General features: G+C 47.6%; 12 protein-coding genes. 8 read left to right on the forward strand and 4 right to left on the reverse strand.

Features of this window, described 5'->3' with window-relative positions:
• The first annotated feature begins 115 nt into the window (after positions 1-115).
• On the forward strand, positions 116-1,333 hold the full coding sequence (locus tag JUB14_RS19935) for an acyltransferase family protein (RefSeq protein WP_207508586.1): 1,218 nt from the start codon (positions 116-118) through the stop codon (positions 1,331-1,333).
• A 1-nt stretch (position 1,334) separates the two neighbouring features.
• Here the strand turns inward: JUB14_RS19935 and JUB14_RS19940 are convergent, their stop codons facing one another.
• Together JUB14_RS19940 and JUB14_RS19945 are read right to left on the reverse strand one after the other, a co-directional pair.
• Complete coding sequence (locus JUB14_RS19940; protein ID WP_207508587.1) at positions 1,335-2,495, reverse strand: MFS transporter; 1,161 nt, start codon at positions 2,493-2,495, stop codon at positions 1,335-1,337.
• A 123-nt stretch (positions 2,496-2,618) separates the two neighbouring features.
• Positions 2,619-4,028 (reverse strand): four-carbon acid sugar kinase family protein, encoded by a 1,410-nt coding sequence (locus tag JUB14_RS19945; RefSeq protein ID WP_207508588.1) that lies wholly within the window; start codon positions 4,026-4,028, stop codon positions 2,619-2,621.
• Between the two features lie 170 nt (positions 4,029-4,198).
• Here JUB14_RS19945 and denD point away from each other — a divergent pair, with 170 nt between their 5' ends.
• From denD to JUB14_RS19960, 3 genes are all read left to right on the forward strand, one after another.
• Positions 4,199-5,155 (forward strand): D-erythronate dehydrogenase, encoded by a 957-nt coding sequence (gene denD, locus JUB14_RS19950; RefSeq protein ID WP_207508589.1) that lies wholly within the window; start codon positions 4,199-4,201, stop codon positions 5,153-5,155.
• Positions 5,152-6,612: a GntP family permease gene (locus JUB14_RS19955; protein WP_207508590.1), complete on the forward strand. Its 1,461-nt coding sequence runs from the start codon at positions 5,152-5,154 to the stop codon at positions 6,610-6,612. The genes denD and JUB14_RS19955 overlap by 4 nt, the downstream gene beginning before the upstream one ends.
• Before the next feature lie 115 nt (positions 6,613-6,727).
• On the forward strand, positions 6,728-7,588 hold the full coding sequence (locus tag JUB14_RS19960) for an aldo/keto reductase (RefSeq protein ID WP_207508591.1): 861 nt from the start codon (positions 6,728-6,730) through the stop codon (positions 7,586-7,588).
• Between the two features lie 93 nt (positions 7,589-7,681).
• Here JUB14_RS19960 and JUB14_RS19965 read toward each other — a convergent pair whose 3' ends face one another.
• Entirely contained in the window at positions 7,682-9,160 is a 1,479-nt protein-coding gene (locus JUB14_RS19965) for a S8 family peptidase (protein ID WP_229368068.1), read from the reverse strand.
• Positions 9,161-9,610: 450 nt separating this feature from the next.
• On the opposite strand from JUB14_RS19965, the gene JUB14_RS19970 reads away from it, so the two are divergent.
• Positions 9,611-10,651, forward strand: coding sequence for an LLM class flavin-dependent oxidoreductase (locus tag JUB14_RS19970; protein ID WP_207508592.1), 1,041 nt, complete (start codon positions 9,611-9,613; stop codon positions 10,649-10,651).
• 563 nt (positions 10,652-11,214) lie between these two features.
• Positions 11,215-12,066 carry a hypothetical protein gene (locus JUB14_RS19975; RefSeq protein ID WP_207508593.1) on the forward strand — a complete coding sequence of 284 codons (852 nt, stop codon included), beginning with the start codon at positions 11,215-11,217 and terminating at the stop codon, positions 12,064-12,066.
• A 70-nt stretch (positions 12,067-12,136) separates the two neighbouring features.
• On the opposite strand, the gene JUB14_RS19980 is transcribed toward JUB14_RS19975, so the two are convergent.
• Positions 12,137-12,433, reverse strand: a complete 297-nt coding sequence (locus JUB14_RS19980; RefSeq protein WP_207508594.1) for a hypothetical protein — start codon at positions 12,431-12,433, stop codon at positions 12,137-12,139.
• A gap of 116 nt (positions 12,434-12,549) precedes the next feature.
• On the opposite strand from JUB14_RS19980, the gene JUB14_RS19985 reads away from it, so the two are divergent.
• The gene (locus JUB14_RS19985) at positions 12,550-13,449 is read left to right on the forward strand and encodes a sugar phosphate isomerase/epimerase family protein (RefSeq protein WP_229368069.1); all 900 of its coding nucleotides are present in this window, start codon (positions 12,550-12,552) and stop codon (positions 13,447-13,449) included.
• A gap of 185 nt (positions 13,450-13,634) precedes the next feature.
• Positions 13,635-16,190, forward strand: coding sequence for a PVC-type heme-binding CxxCH protein (locus JUB14_RS19990; RefSeq protein ID WP_310586172.1), 2,556 nt, complete (start codon positions 13,635-13,637; stop codon positions 16,188-16,190).
• Positions 16,191-16,193 lie beyond the last annotated feature (3 nt).

Raw genomic sequence — 16,193 nt, forward strand, 5'->3', positions numbered from 1 at the left:
TTAGGGGAGAAAATAGAGGGCATTTAAAGGAAAAGCTGCATAATTATTGCGAATGCAATAACAATCCCACCCAAATTTGTAATTTGGGCAGCTTAACCCTTATCTTAACCTATACATGAAACAGCGTTACTACTCTCTTGATGTTTTCAGGGGAGCTACGGTGGCCTTTATGATCCTGGTAAACAACCAAGCAGGATCAGCGGCTTTTTCTCCCTTAAGCCATGCTCCATGGCACGGACTTACTCCAACCGATCTGGTATTTCCTTTCTTTCTTTTCGCAGTAGGTAATGCCATGGCATTTGTCATGCCCCGTCTGGAAGCGGCAGGCGACGCGGCCTTCTGGCAGAAGGTGGTGAAGAGAACCGCTCTTATCTTTCTGATCGGACTTTTCCTGAACTGGTTTCCCTTCCTGATGTGGCAGGACGATCAACTGATAGTCAAGCCCTGGACCTGGTTGAATAGTGAGGGTGAGCTGCGGGGAGTACGTATCCTGGGAGTACTTCAGCGTATTGCGCTTTGCTACTTTTTTGCCTCGGTTATCATTTACTATGCCAAGGTACGCTGGGCTTTCTGGATTGGTGTTGGTATACTATTGCTCTACTGGCTGCTCTGTATACTGGGCAATCCTATTGATCCCTACAGCCTCGAGGGCTGGTTTGGTACCGCCATTGATAAGCAGATATTGGGAGAAGCGCACATGTACCGCGGTGAAGGTATCGCCTTCGATCCTGAAGGGGTCGTAAGTACCTTACCGGGCATTGTAGAGGTGATATTTGGATACCTGGTGGGCTACTACATCCTGAACCGGGGCAAGGCCGGAAGTGATGTACCGGCTAGTACTCTACGTGAAGGGAATCCTGTTTACAAGACACTCACGATGTTGTTCCTGGCGGCAGCCGTACTCCTATTCGTTGGATATGCCTGGGGACTGGTCTTCCCCATTAATAAGAAAATATGGACCAGTTCATACGTAGCCTTGACCGTAGGGCTGGCTATTATGCTGCTCTCAGTACTGATCTACCTGATTGAGGTGAAGAACAACCGGGGCACCTGGACCCGCTTCTTTGAAGTGTTTGGAAAGAATCCCCTGTTTATATATGCCCTCAGCGGTCTTATCCCAAAGCTACTTTCTATCATCCGGCTGAATGACGGTGTCGACGAAAACGGAGCCCCCGCTTTTATCAGCCCCTGGGGGTGGTTCTTCAAGTACATAGTTGCTCCTATAGCTGGTACCCGCGAGTTTGGCTCACTCCTGTTTGCTTTACTATTTGTGCTCCTACTCTGGGCTATTGGCTACTGGATGGACAAAAAGAAGTTTTATGTACGTGTCTAAATTAGGCGGGTACTTCCTCCTGGCTTGTCTGATTCTGATAGCGGAAAAATAGCTGCGAAACCGGTATGAATATCATTCCTGCCAGGGCAAATGACACGAACGACATGCGCAGGCCAAAGGCATGAGCCAGGTACCCAATCATGGGCGGGCCTACCAGCATACCTACCGTAGCGTAGGTAGCTATGATCGAAATGGCCATCCCGGGTGAATATTTCCGTGAAGAACCCGCCAGTGCGTAGGTCATGGGTACAATGGAGGCCGTACCAAAGCCGGTCAGCGAGAAGCCAATCATGGCTGTCTCAAATCCGGGAAAGCTTACGGCCATGCCAATACCCACCATGATCAGTATTGCACTCATAAGATAGGTATTGGGCATACCTATGTGCTCGATGATCTTGTCCGACATAAAGCGGGATATAGCCATGCATACCATGAAGATCAGGTATCCGTAGGTAAATACCTCGACGTTCAGTACTTCTTTGAAAAAGATACCACTCCAGTCAAACATACCTCCTTCGCAGACTGCTGCGAAGAAAATGAGTATCCCCAGGTATAGAATATAAGGGTCGGGCTTGCCCAGGATCAGCTTATTGCCTTCGGTGGTACGGTCATTGCGTAACAGGTACTGGTAGGAGAATAGGGTCACCAGGAAGCTGATGGCAGCCACCGTAGCCAAATGTACCTGAATAGAGATGTTGTTGGCTACCATAACGGTTGAAAACCCAACCCCGGCAATGCCACCCGTACTCCATAGTCCGTGGAAAGAGCCAAGTATTTTCTTGTCAAACTGCTTTTGTAACGTAATAGCCTGCGTATTGACAGCGATGCTGAATATACGCATTGTGAAAGCAAAAATACTGATGGCTACCACCAGGCTGAAGGTACTCTGAGCAAATCCAATCAAAGCAAGCGCCAGGGCATTCAGTCCAAAACCAATGGACATGGGTACGCGGCTGTCGTACCGCGCGATCAACCAACCCGAAATAGGCAGACCTATCATAGAACTGACCGGCATGGCCAGTAGTACTGTTCCCATTTCGGCTTCGTTGTAGCCAAAGAAGGACTTGATGGTAGGTATTCTGGATGCCCAGGTCGAAAAGCTAACTCCCGAGAGAAAAAAGAATATGCTCAGAAATATCCGCTGCTTTGCCTTCAAAATCATAACTGTCAGTATTGGAATCAAATATCCCTAACTAACAATAAAAGCAGCAGTTTGTCGCAGTGATAATAGTACAATTTTACTATAAAATGGATTAACCCAACTCTTCCTTTTTTTAATCTAACTTTAGGTGGTACTCAGCCGCTTGTATACATCGGACAAAGCTTTTTCATCTCCCACATTTCCCGGAAAAACCACGTATGTCAGGTCAGGATGCTTACAGTTCTGATCCAGCTTCCATACTGGCACTCCCGGTATAACTTGTCCCAATACGGTTGCTTTTTGAACACTTAATCCCTTTGTAGCCATATCGCTGGATGTATTACCTCCCTTGGCAATCATAAATGCTGGTCTCACTTCTACACCCTGTACTACTTTTACCAGAAAGTTAGAGACAGTACTATTAATCTTCAGATTGCTTGCTATATCCTTTCCTACTTCCAACTGACGGCTGGTATGTATGACAACATCTTCTCCGGCTGCCAGCCACTGATTGGCTTGTTGTGCAATATCAAGGGAGTAAGCGGTTGCTTCATCTTGAGTTAGTCGGAGCAATCTGGTCACATCGACTTCTATGGATTGATGGCTCTCCTGCGACAGTAGGTATCGGAGCTGACTGGTTGTTTTGGGAACATAGGAGCCAACAACAATCAGAGAGCCATTTGTAGTACTGCTTCCTTGTTCAGGAGCATACAATTTACCGGGAGCCATACCTGCCCTGATGGGAACAAAGGTTGCCGAGGTCCGATAGATACTGCACTGCCCGGCCTGTTCGGCCATCTGTACACCCCGTACAAACACTTCCAGGTCTTTATTAGAAGCAGCGTTGACAATACATACCTGTCCCGACTGGCATGAGAGTAGCTTCGCGCTCACCCGCTGGGGGCCACCGCTGCGTAAATCTTCCAGCGATACAGAGACAACCTCATGAGCCTTCACCAGCCCCTGTGTCTTCTCTTCCACCCATTCTTTCAGATTAGAGTGGGTGTAGCCAAACACGGCATCCTGAGCAAAGGGTGTCTGAGATACCGGTGCCAGTTCATCTCCCTCCCTGATGTAGTGGACATCCTGTATCGTATAGCGACCACCTTCTATAAAAGCTGGTATGATTATCCGTATCGCATTTTCCTGGTCCAGTACCCGGGCCATGGCATCTACCTCCGCCGGAAAGTGTCCGCGCAGGGTAGAGTCACTCCGGCTGATGGTAACAATCTCCTGCCCGCTTACCTGTACGGCTTCCTTTAAATTCTGACAAATCATCTCAGTGAGTTGTACTGCTTCTTCTCCGGCAAGGCTACGGGAATTAGTTAGGATAAACAGGATGGAAGGCTTCTTTTCAAGCTCTTCCACGAGCAGAGGTACATTCCACTGAGTCAGAACTGTAATATCGTAGGAGGTCTGGGTGCCGGTAGGATCATCATCCAATACCACTATGGTTTTGCCCGCTTTCCTGAATTCTGCCCAAATTTCCGGCAGAAGATCCTGCCCATATTCCGGTGGGAGCTGATTGAGTAGGTCAATGGAAGTAGTACGCATAATCTGAATCTGATACAGATGCCTAAGATAAATGATGTATTTATATTTTCCCTACATTATACCATTCTGAAAGAAATGGTGCGGAAAGTACAGAAGTAAGTAGAATCTTATGTTTGTGGCTTTGAAATAGGGAGAATAATACCTATTTCGGAGTATCTGATTACAACTTTATGCAAATAATAATTACCGGTGGTGGAGGCTTTCTGGGGCAGAAACTAGCCAAGGGCTTGCTGAATAGTACCTTAACTTTTGATGAGCTTCTGCTAGTAGATCAGGTCATGCCTGTCAATCCCGGACAGGATTCTCGTGTAAAATGCCAGCAGGCAGATTTGTCCAATGTTGGAGCAGCAGAAGCACTTATCACTCCCCAAACTGGTCTGGTGTATCATCTGGCGGCGATCGTAAGTAGTCACGCCGAAAGTGACTTTGATCTGGGGTACCTGATTAATCTGGATGTAACGCGCCGGTTGCTCGAAGCTTGCCGTCAAACCAAAGCTGGTATCCGTTTTGTCTTTTCCAGCTCACTGGCTGTATTCGGAGGACAACTTCCGGAGGTAGTCACGGATTCCACGGCGGTGACACCCCAATCTTCCTACGGAGCCCAGAAGGCCATGGGTGAGCTACTGGTCAACGATTATTCCCGCAAAGGATTTGTGGATGGTGTGGTACTACGACTACCTACCATATGCGTACGTCCGGGCAGACCTAATAAAGCGGCTTCATCGTTTGTTAGCAGCATTATCCGGGAGCCATTACAAGGCGAGGAAGCCATTTGTCCGGTTTCAACTGATTTATCCCTTTGGTTATCCAGTCCTGAGACGGTAATCCATAATCTGGTACATGCCGCTAATATCGAGGCATCGGCTTTAGGTAAATGGCGTACCATTAATTTGCCCGGAATACATGTGACGGTACAGCACATGCTGGACTCACTCGAGCGGCAGACGGATGCTGAGACCTTGTCAAGAGTCCGTTTCGAACCAGACGAAGCCATCAACCGGATTGTGAGCAGCTGGCCGGGGCATATTGATAACAGCCGGGCTCTGCAACTAGGCTTTCAGGCTGATCAGGACTTCGATAGCTTCATCAGTCAATTCATAATCAACGACCTTCAGAAGAGGGTATGAGTAGTCTGCCCATACCGGTCATAGGATTGATTATTGCGGTACTGGTGCTCATCTTTCTGGTGATGCGCACAAAGGTACACGCCCTGATTGCCATGCTGATCGCGGCTAGTATAGCCGGAATAGTGGGAGGTATGTCGGGAGAAAAAACGGTGTCAGTCATTACCCAGGGCTTTGGCACTACGCTTGGTAGCATCGGTATCGTGATTGGGTTAGGCGTGATGATGGGTCGCATCATGGAGGTATCCGGAGCAGGCGAGCAGATTGCCTTTAGTCTGATCAGGTGGCTGGGGAGAAGGAAGGAAGAGTGGGCTATGGCGATCACCGGTTATATAGTTAGTATACCTATTTTCGTTGACTCGGCCTTCGTAATCCTTTTTCCGGTGGCTAAAGCTTTGGCAAATAGGGGACAGCGTTCTTTGCTAACCTTAGGCGTAGCCCTGGCGGGAGGATTGGTAATAACCCACTCGACGGTGCCACCTACTCCTGGTCCGTTGGGGGTAGCTGGTTTGTTCGGGGTAGATATAGGCTCCATGCTGTTGCTGGGAGTAGCTCTGGCTATCCCCTGTGAAGTAGGTGTTGTACTCTATGCCCAATGGCTCCACAGAAAGTACCCGCATTTCGAAATTAAGGAGGTAAATGATGTGGATCTACATGCCGTCCATGAAAAATACGTAAAGGAGAAAGAAGCAAAGCCACTGCCCGGCCTTATGCTTTCACTGCTTCCAATCCTGGTACCCATCGTTCTAATATTCATAAAGGCCCTACTAACAACACTTGCTCAGCTACCGGGACAGGAAGGTTTAGCCGAGCAACCCATAGTACAGGTATTCTACTTTGCCGGAAGTCCTATCATTGCTCTTTCGATTAGTACTTTAATAGCCGTATACACGCTCGTTCCAGAACTGGACCGGCAGGGGGCGGTTGCACGACTGGAGGAAGGGCTGCAATCAGCCGGAATAATACTTATGGTAACGGGTGCCGGTGGAGCCCTGGGAGCTGTAGTGCGCGAAAGTGGTGCCGGTGGTCAATTGGCTGCACAGGTGGCAGGTCTGCCCATCTCTCCAGTTATGATTCCTTTCATTGTCTCTACGCTGGTACGGCTTATACAAGGATCGGGTACCGTAGCTATGATCACGGCTGCCTCAATATCAGCCCCTGTTCTCACTCAGATACCCGGAGTTAACATGTTACTAGCCGCTCAGGCAGCGGCTATGGGCTCCCTATTTTTCAGTTACTTCAATGATAGCCTCTTTTGGGTAGTTAATCGCCTGATGGGTATTGTGGAGGTACGACAGCAGATGACGGTATGGTCAGTCACGACTACTATAGCCTGGGCCATCGGTGGGTGTAGTGTCGCGTTAGTGAATCTGGTAGTGGGATCGGGCGGTAGTATACTGGATCCGCTGTTCCCCTTGCTGGTGGCGGGAGTACTACTTCTGGTAGTGCGCCGACAGTAGTTTCCCCTCTATGGGTACATCAACATTACCCATTCAAAACGCTTTCTCATAACTTTTGTGCAGGTGGAAGGTTTAAAATACGTGAAATGTATTTATGTAATTTAAATAGGAGAAAATGGCAAACGGAACATCAAACTCAGTAACTGAGACCTATACCATTGGGGGCGAACTGACTGTAAACCGAATGGGCTACGGCGCCATGCGGATTACCGGAGAGGGTATCTGGGGACCACCCAAAGACCATGATGAGAGTATTCGGGTCCTCAAAAGAACCGTTGAATTAGGTATTAATTTTATAGATACAGCCGATAGCTACGGACCCCATGTATCGGAAGAGCTTATAGCTGAGGCACTCCATCCATATCCCAAAGATCTGGTCATAGCTACCAAAGGAGGACTACTACGTACCGGACCTAATCAGTGGCCCGTCAATGGAGATCCCGGTCACCTGAGGGAGGCCCTGGAGGGAAGCCTGAAGCGTCTGAAGCAGGACCAGATCCAGTTGTATCAGCTGCACCGGATAGATACCAATGTCCCTTTTGAGAAGATATTCAAGTTCCTGCAGCAGATTCAGGAAGAAGGCCTGGTTAAGCATATTGGACTGTCAGAAGTAACCGTAGATCAGATCAGGCAGGCTCAGGATTACATTAAAGTAGTGTCAGTACAGAATATGTACAGTGTCGACAACCGCAAGTGGGAGAATGAACTCAAGTACTGTGAGCAAAATGATATGGCTTTTATACCCTGGTACCCGCTCGGAGGGGGTAACGTGGAGGCGATGAATAAACTGGACCGGATCGCCAAGAAACACAATGCGTCGGTACACCAGCTAGCGCTGAGCTGGCTTCTGCACCATTCACCCAATATCCTGCTTATACCCGGTACTTCAAAGGTCAAACACCTGGAAGAAAACTATCAGGCGGCTTCAATTTCACTTGATCAGGAGGATCTGGATGAGTTGAATGCACTAGGGTAATTCATCATAGATTGATATGGTACCCAAAAAGGCCGGAATAACTCCGGCCTTTTTGGGTACTATACATTAATAATACATGTGTAAGTATGCCTATCAAAGGTTTTTACCCTGATTGACTGCCCTTGCGGCATTGACCCGCCCATGTCCATACAGAGGATCACGACCTGGCTTTCCTAAATCGTCAGATGAAGCTCTTAAAGCTGCTTCTACTTTAGCAGGACTCATAGAGCCTCCATTCTTACCAATGATCAGCGCCGCAACACCAGCAACGTGTGGAGCCGCCATACTGGTACCCGCCGAAAAGGTGTAGCTGTTGCTTTGGCACGTACTAAAAATCATGTCAAAGTACCATCCAGTATTCGGATAATTTCTATCATCACCACCGGGTGCTGAAAAGCTAACGTCAGCGGTACCGTAGTTGGAGTAAGAGGCTATCTGGTCGAGGTTTGTCTGTGGATTCTGAATCCAGTTGGCGGGACCTGTGGCTGAAATGGAAAGTACATTGGGCAGGTTTGCTGGTATAGAAATACCTGACTTATCCTTATTACCATTGATGGCACTATTGCCGGCCGATGCTATAACAGTTGTACCCCGTTGATTGGCATAATTGATTACACGGGTCATGACCACCAGTAGCTCCTGTACGGCTTTGGTCTCTGATACTACTTTATCATCCGATGGATCATCGGGTGTACCATTATCATCAAGGAACTTTCCGTTTCTGGGCAAATAGGCTCCTAAGCTCATATTAATGACGTTTGCCCCCTGCTCAACGGCATCCAGAATTCCTGCGATGATCCAGGAGAAATTTCCTCCCCCCTGATCTGACAGTACTTTGATCATTAGCAGTTTAGACTTAGGTGCTACACCTACTACACCAATTGAATTATCCAAAGCGGCTACAATACCTGCTACGTGGGTACCATGACTGAACCCCCACTTATTATCAAATTGAGCTGGCTCACTCGGTACAAAGCTTTTGCTATATATAATATTACCGGCCAGGTCATCATGAGTCAAGTCAAATCCGGTATCAAGTATGGCCACTTTAACGCCTTCTCCCTGAGAACCTGTTTGCCATGCACCTGACGAATTAATAGCCTGATGCTGCCACTGGACACTATAAAATGGATTGGTGTTAAGACTTTGCGTAGTTAGAGGTAAGGGCTTATTAATTTCAGATAGATAACTAAAATTGTTTACAGGCTCGAGCCAACTGGCGCTGACATCGGGTATAACGTATTTAACACCAGTCAGCTTTTCAATTTTACTTGCAAAAGCCGGGTCATCTGAAGTAGCCGTGGCAAATCCAATGGTATTCATCTTAACACCCATACGGCCTTTGGCTTTGTTAACCTCTGATTCAAGATTTGAGGGAAGTGAATTAGTAGTTGATATAATAAGGTACTTCCCCTTTCTGATTGTAAAATCTGAGGAATTGTCTGCTGAGGCACGGGCTGCTTTTTCACTTTGGGTAGTGGATGGCTCCAGATCAATCTGATTGGCACAGCCTGATCCTAAGCAGGTTAATGCAGTAGCCATAAATAATGCGCGGAGAGAAACGTTTGTCATAGGGTTTTTACGGGTTATGGTAACTAAAGATTCAAAGTTTATAATGGTATGTTGTGTAAGCTGTACGTAACTCTCTGATCATTACTACTATATCAAGTTGGAATTTTAGCTACTAACAAGTTGGCTGCTGAGTGTAGCTCAGTAATAGATATAAGGATGATTGGTTACTTTCAAAGTAGGTAGTATTTGTTGAATATCAACCACCAGTTACTAATATTCTGCTACCCACTTAGTGAACGGTTACATACTGAGTTGGTCACCTCTATCAAAGGTTGGAAGTTGTACCTAAACCACTAGTGTCTGATGAAGCTAATTTGATCTTAGTAACAGGGCAAAAAGGAACCCTGATCAGGCAATGGAGGTTATTACTGATGTACTACAGCATGCATGTACTTTTTGCATTGTAGCTGATTGGCCTTATAGATTTTTAAATTATTAATAACTCATACAATGGCAGCCCTATCCACTAGTATTACTAATAAACAGCTTTCGGATATTTCACTATCAGTCCTGGACCTTGCTCATGTACGGGCAAGAAATACACCCGCCGATTCCTTTAAGAATAGTGTCGAACTGGCCCAGCATGTTGAGCGCCTGGGATATACACGTTACTGGCTGGCCGAACACCACAATATGCCCGGTATTGCCAGCTCGGCCACGGTAGTACTGATCGGTCATATAGCCGGACAGACTTCTACCATTCGTGTGGGTTCGGGAGGAATAATGCTGCCCAATCATTCACCACTGGTAGTTGCGGAGCAGTTTGGTACCCTGGAGTCGCTGTACCCTGGGCGTATCGATCTGGGTCTGGGGCGCGCACCCGGTACGGATCAGGTAACATCCATGGCTCTGCGTCGGGATATGCGGGGTAATGTAGAGCAGTTCCCTCAGCATGTTCAGGAGATACAGCAGTACTTTGGACCGCCCAATCCGGCAGCTCGGGTAAGGGCTATTCCCGGAGAAGGCTTGCAGGTACCAGTCTGGCTGTTGGGTTCCAGTACCTACGGGGCTCAGCTGGCGGCAATGCTGGGTCTTCCCTATGCCTTTGCCAGTCACTTTGCACCTACCAACTTACATGCGGCTCTAAAAATCTATCGGGATACCTTCCAGCCTTCGGAAAGTTTAGAGCAACCTTATACCATGGCATGTATCAATGTCATTGCGGCCGATACCGATGAGGAGGCTCACTATCTGGCGACTTCCTTATACCAGGCATTCATGAATGTCATCCATGGCAAGTCCAACCTGTTACAGCCCCCGGTGGACAACATGGATAGGATCTGGGACGAGGCTGAAGAGCAGGCCGTATACCAGATGCTACGCTATACCTTTATTGGTAGTCCCAAGACAATTAAAGAAGACCTCCAGAAGTTTCTGGATATAACCCGGGTAGATGAGATCATGGTGGCCTCTGCGATTTATGATCCAAAGGCCCGCCTTCGCTCCTATGAAATACTGCAGGAGGTATGTAAAGTACCTGTAAGCGTATAGTTTTTAGTAAGTCCATTTAGTTAGCCTTCACTGGACAATCGATACTTGATTGTCCAGTGAAGGCTAACTTTTTATATGGAAAACAATAGATTTCTATAGATGTGAATAGTAAATATCACACGTTCAATTAGTTGCCTCGCCTCAGATAAACTGCCGTTTGATAAAAAGTCTCTAAATATGTAGCTGATATGCTACTGAAAAGTTACATTTATCTGATTTATTGTTCAGTGAGCTATTACCGGATACCATTTACTACTGAGAATTCCGCCACAGTATACTTCGGGCATAGTAGATCTACTAGAGCCTAGCTCAGCCAAAGAGCAAGCATACATTCAGATTACAGATAATTGAAGATTTAGCTACTACTACAGCCTTTCATCATAAGGCTTGTTTACTACAACATTCTACGTTTTCGACTTCGACTCATAGCTACAACTGATTCGCAAGTACCTTTCCATTGAAAATTCAGTTAGGATACGGGTTCAACGCTTCCGGCTCCTCTTGACACTGTGATTACCGCCCCCAGCTTTTTCACTTTTCTCAAACCTAATAATCCACTACCTATGAAAGCTACTCTTACTTTCCGTCATGCCTTGAGCCTACTAGCAGGCTTACTACTGATTCAGGTCTGCAACGCTCAGACTCCTGCCCGCAGTTATTCTGAAGTGTACTTTCACAAAATCAAGCCCGGTCATACGATGCAGGAAGCTCTTGCAATAGAAAGAGAATGGAAAAAGCTCCACCAGGCACAATTGGACGATAATCACATCACGGGTTGGTACATATTGTCAAAGGCTTTATCGTCCAATCCAGACCAAGGGGAGTACGACTATATCACGATTAAGACGTTCAGTGATATGGGTAACTTTCAGAATGCCTACCCTGCTAAGTACAACACAAAAGTATATGGAAGTGAAGCAACTAAGAAATGGGATGATCTGATAAAAAGAACGGACCTCATTCAGGAACATGGCAAACTTGAAATCTGGGAAACAGTAGATGGTATATTCTCAGAAAAAATGACTTCGCCGGCTTTGGCTCCGATCTGGGTTATAGATCTCATGAAGGTAAAGGATACCAGAGTCAATGAGTATATGGCCCTGGAAAGCTCAATAAAAGATGTTCACAAAGAACGTATAGCTATGAATAATATCATGGGCTGGACCGTCGCCGGATTGATGTTACCGCTGGGTAGTGAAAAGGGGTACAACTTCGCTACGATCAATTATTTTCCATCCACCAAGGAAATAGCCGATCAGAAGTATGTCGAAGCCTACAAAAAGGTACAGCCCAACGGGGACGTTCAGAAAATGGCGAATCAGATATATGATACCCGTGAGCTGGTGAGGCAGGAGATGTACACGCTGCTCGATTTTGTATCTAAGAATGCTACCGCTCAGACAGCGGCTAAATAATGGTGTATTAAACAGCTAATACCTGGTACAGGTGTAGCCTCTTTTAGTAGGGGGCTACACCTGTACTTTTTTAGGGTCTTTTTAAGGCCCATTGAAGATCCGTATGTTCACCCATAGTCTTCAATTGTCTCAGGATCATGGCGCACCGTTCGTATTCTTCAATTGATTCAAGATAATAGAGAACTTCTTTAACAAATCGGGTACCGAAAAGCTGAGCCATGTGGTAGTAATCTTCATTACAAATCTGGGCGGCCAGGGTACCCAAATGGTCTTCGCAAAGTGGAAAGTGAAGATGAAGAGGCTTTTTTTCGGTGAAGTACTCTACCAGCTCCTGGGCCAGAGTAAAGGATTCTTCAAAGTTTTCCATTGCGGGTTTTAAATGAGTGTGTATAGTGTGTCGATATATTAAGGCTAAAAGTAAAAACTTACAGCCTTATCCTTTTTAGATAAATTATCTAGTGGCTCACAATCTATCTAAGTGAAATGCAGGAGTCTTCCCGACGCGACTTTATCAAAACTGCCGGCCTGGGCGTAACCGGACTGGGTATGCTGGATTTGCAGGATGTTTACCCCCCCCTCACACCACTAGTTACTAAGCCCAGGAAAGTGGAGCTGGCTATCGCTACGATTACCTGTGACGGATTCGGCGATATGAACTTTGAACCCGCCTTCGCCATGATTCCCAGGCTTCCTTATAAAAATGTAGAGTTTAACTGCTGGTACGCCCGTAATCTGACCCCTATGGGTATACAGAGTATTAAGGATCGTTGTCGGCAGCACAAGCTGAAACCAATCTGTGTACAGGGCAGCTCATTTGGGGCATCGGGCAATATTATCAAAGATGTAACGCACAAGCTGTGGAACATGGAGGCCGCCCGCCAACTGGGCTGCAACCGGGTGAAATTTACCGGAGCAGGGCGGGGCAGTGAGGGAGGACTGGATGCCATTATCAAAACTCTGAAAGAACTGGCACCGGCGGCGGAGGAAATGGGGATGCTGATTCTGGTAGAGAACCACGCGAATAATAATCTGGAAAATATCGAGGACTACGACCGCCTGTTCAGCGCCATTGCTTCACCCAATGTAGGCATGTGTATGGATAACGCTCATTTTGACGGAGCAAACGTAGACTTATATGAAGTAGTCGACCGCTTTCACTCGCGTATTCTGCACATTGATCTGAAAGATACGGAACGCAAAGGGATTCATAAGGTAGTCAGATATGGTGAGGGGGTTACGGACAATGCCGGGGTGGTAGAGCGAATGCTGGCCCACGGCTACACCGGTTATCTGCTTATTGAAATGGCTCCTCCTCAAAACCAGCAAACCCTGGAAGAAGACTTACGAAAGGCCTACCACCTGTTTCAGAAATACGAACGGTAGCATCCTTTTCAGTTGGCTTTCAGGAAGTACTTGTACTACCAGACCTAAACCTCTTCTATGTTAAATTGGCAACTATCCTTCAAAAACAGGTTCTTTCCTCTATTGCTGTTTTCAGTCTGTTGCTAGTGGTCGGGTATCTGTTTGGATTTAGAACTAAACCGCAATCAGTTATCCTGAATACCGAAGTGCCTAAGGTGCTTGACGATCGTTTAGAGCTAAGTCTATTCTCCGCCGATCCTCAGATCGTAACACCCATAGGTATTGCCATTGATAGTATGGATCAGATCTATGTACTTGAGTCCCACACCCACCTGCCACCTTCCGGCTACAAAGGTCCCAAGTTTGACTTAATCAAACTATTTACGGATAAGGACGGGGATGGCCATCCTGAAAGGGTGACTGTTTTTGCCGAAGGACTAAAAGAGGGTTTGAATCTGGCCTTCTCGCCCGCTGGACAACTATATGCCGTTACATCCCGTGAAGTGTGGGTACTGCATGATAAGGATGGAGATGGTGTAAGCGAGAAGAGGGAAAAGGTGCTTGAATTGGTCGAACCAGCTTCTGTATATGCGCATGCAGCCTTACTGGGTATCACGTTTTCGCCTGATGGCTGGATGTATATTTCCAGAGGTAATACTAGTGGTGCTGCCTGGAAGCTGCAGGGAACGAATGGCTCAGCGGTGGGTGGCTACGGGGATGGGGGAAATATTGTACGGGCGCGACCGGATGGTACCCAACTTGAAGAGGTAGCTACCGGATTCTGGAACCCCATGGACCTTAAGTTCGACAACCGGGGACATCTGCTGGCAGCAGACAATGACCCCGATAGCCGCGGGCCCAATCGGCTGGTACATGTTGTACCCGGTGGCAACTATGGGTACCAGTCCCTCTACGGTGGGAGCGGCATACACCCGTACCTGGCCTGGAACGGTGAACTCTCCAGTACACTTCCCTTTGCTGTTGGCTTGGGCGAGGCTCCGTCGGGGCTACTGGATGGCAGTACGGCCGCTCTGCCAACCGATTACCAGGGGCAGATGCTGGCTAGTATCTGGGAGGAGAGTCGAATAGTCAGGATTGATCTGAAACCCCAGGGGGCATCGCTAACTGGAAGTACCCAAGTGATAGTCGAGGGAAGTCAGCAGTTTCGTCCGGTGGCTTTCGCGACGGACCGGAAGGGCACCATCTACTTTACGGACTGGGTACTTAGGGATTATCCTAACCATGGCAAAGGGCGCATCTGGCGCCTCAAAGCTAAATTGGGTGTGCAGGTAGAAAAGTCCAGGCCAGCTTTTAACAGGCCACAACTTATTACGGAGGGTAATGTGTTAGCGAAAGTATATGCCGCCAGCTCTCCTGCTGATTTTGATTTTTTAAAAAAGAACCTCCAATCCAAAGACCCTTTTCTACGTCATGCGGCTATACAGTCGCTGGCGCGGCCGGTTTTTCAGGAGCAGGTCGTAGAGGCTACCCGATCGTCGGAACCTGAGGTACGGTTGGGAGCCATGCTGGCTTTACAAAAAGGAGAGTACGCAGAGGCCGTTCCAATTCTTCGCCGTCTGTTGCAGGACCCAAACGAGCAGATCCGTCGCCAAGCCCTGATATGGGTAGGGCAGGAAGGACTGGCTGAGCTGAGGCCGGATATAGACAAGGCTCTTGCGGTTACTCCGGTTTCAGCCACACTGTTCGAAACGTACCTGGAAACCATTGCTCATCTTTCACCTGACTTTATCAATGCCTATCGTCAGCGATCTGAGCGTTATGCTAAGTCTATCAAACGTGAGTTACCGGAGCAGTTCATTGAAATGTTTGTGCAGGATAAGAACAGGTCAGCGGCCCTGCGAGCACTGGCCATACGGTACCTGCCCGATCCGGCTGGTCAGAAGGAGGTACTTATATCATTATTACTACAGGAAAAAGAGCCTCGATTAAGGGCAGAGGCCATTCGGGCCTTAGCTACTGTACCGGACGAATCTATTGCCGTGGCACTCTATAACGTAGCCGTTGGTACTTCCGCCCCTGTTCAGGTACGTGCTGAAGCCCTGCTAGCCCTGTCCCGTCAGCCTGTCGATTACTCAGACAAAGTGCTGGTACTATTGAACGATTCGCAGGTGGATATACAAATAGAAGCCGTACGGTACTTGCTGGGTTATGCATCGAATGAAAAGGTGCAGAAGGCGTTGAAACAAACGCTTACCACCCTACAAAAACAAAAAGCATCGCCCCTAGCTCAGATGATAACGATGGCACTAGCGCCTGCTACTACTTCGTCACATGCACGACCGGCTTCGTTTAATGAGTGGCAGTCGGCACTACGGAAGGGCGGCAATCCTGAACGAGGTCGTAGGGTGTTTTATTCAAATCAGGCGGTTTGTTCGTCCTGCCATGCCATTCAGGGCAGGGGAGGAGACTTGGGCCCTGACCTTACAAACGTAGGTTTATCAAAGAACCGACAGCAACTGGTACAGTCTATTATCAAGCCTTCCGAAGAGATAAGTCCGGAATGGCAGGGGTGGTACATTAAACTCCGGAATGGCGAACTACACCAGGGAAGACAAATCGACGTAGGGGACAAGGAATTAGAGCTTTATACCCAGGCCTCTGGTTTTAGATTATTCAGCAAAAAGGACGTGGCGGAGTATGGTATGATCAAAACTTCCCTCATGCCGGATGGATTACATAATCAGCTCACCGTATCTGAACTTCAGGACCTACTGGCTTTCCTGGAATCAAAGAAAGAGTAGCAT

Origin of the sequence: Telluribacter humicola (assembly GCF_017355935.1) — a bacterium.
In the GTDB taxonomy this organism is placed as follows: domain Bacteria; phylum Bacteroidota; class Bacteroidia; order Cytophagales; family Spirosomataceae; genus Telluribacter; species Telluribacter humicola.

What these genes read in the sequence shown, in the direction of transcription:
- JUB14_RS19980 (WP_207508594.1), bottom strand. Translation starts at nt 12,433, where the DNA reads ATGGAAAACTTTGAAGAATCCTTTACTCTGGCCCAGGAGCTGGTAGAG.
- JUB14_RS19955 (WP_207508590.1), top strand. Translation starts at nt 5,152, where the DNA reads ATGAGTAGTCTGCCCATACCGGTCATAGGATTGATTATTGCGGTACTG.
- JUB14_RS19945 (WP_207508588.1), bottom strand. Translation starts at nt 4,028, where the DNA reads ATGCGTACTACTTCCATTGACCTACTCAATCAGCTCCCACCGGAATAT.
- JUB14_RS19970 (WP_207508592.1), top strand. Translation starts at nt 9,611, where the DNA reads ATGGCAGCCCTATCCACTAGTATTACTAATAAACAGCTTTCGGATATT.
- JUB14_RS19985 (WP_229368069.1), top strand. Translation starts at nt 12,550, where the DNA reads ATGCAGGAGTCTTCCCGACGCGACTTTATCAAAACTGCCGGCCTGGGC.
- denD (WP_207508589.1), top strand. Translation starts at nt 4,199, where the DNA reads ATGCAAATAATAATTACCGGTGGTGGAGGCTTTCTGGGGCAGAAACTA.
- JUB14_RS19975 (WP_207508593.1), top strand. Translation starts at nt 11,215, where the DNA reads ATGAAAGCTACTCTTACTTTCCGTCATGCCTTGAGCCTACTAGCAGGC.
- JUB14_RS19935 (WP_207508586.1), top strand. Translation starts at nt 116, where the DNA reads ATGAAACAGCGTTACTACTCTCTTGATGTTTTCAGGGGAGCTACGGTG.
- JUB14_RS19960 (WP_207508591.1), top strand. Translation starts at nt 6,728, where the DNA reads ATGGCAAACGGAACATCAAACTCAGTAACTGAGACCTATACCATTGGG.
- JUB14_RS19940 (WP_207508587.1), bottom strand. Translation starts at nt 2,495, where the DNA reads ATGATTTTGAAGGCAAAGCAGCGGATATTTCTGAGCATATTCTTTTTT.
- JUB14_RS19965 (WP_229368068.1), bottom strand. Translation starts at nt 9,160, where the DNA reads ATGACAAACGTTTCTCTCCGCGCATTATTTATGGCTACTGCATTAACC.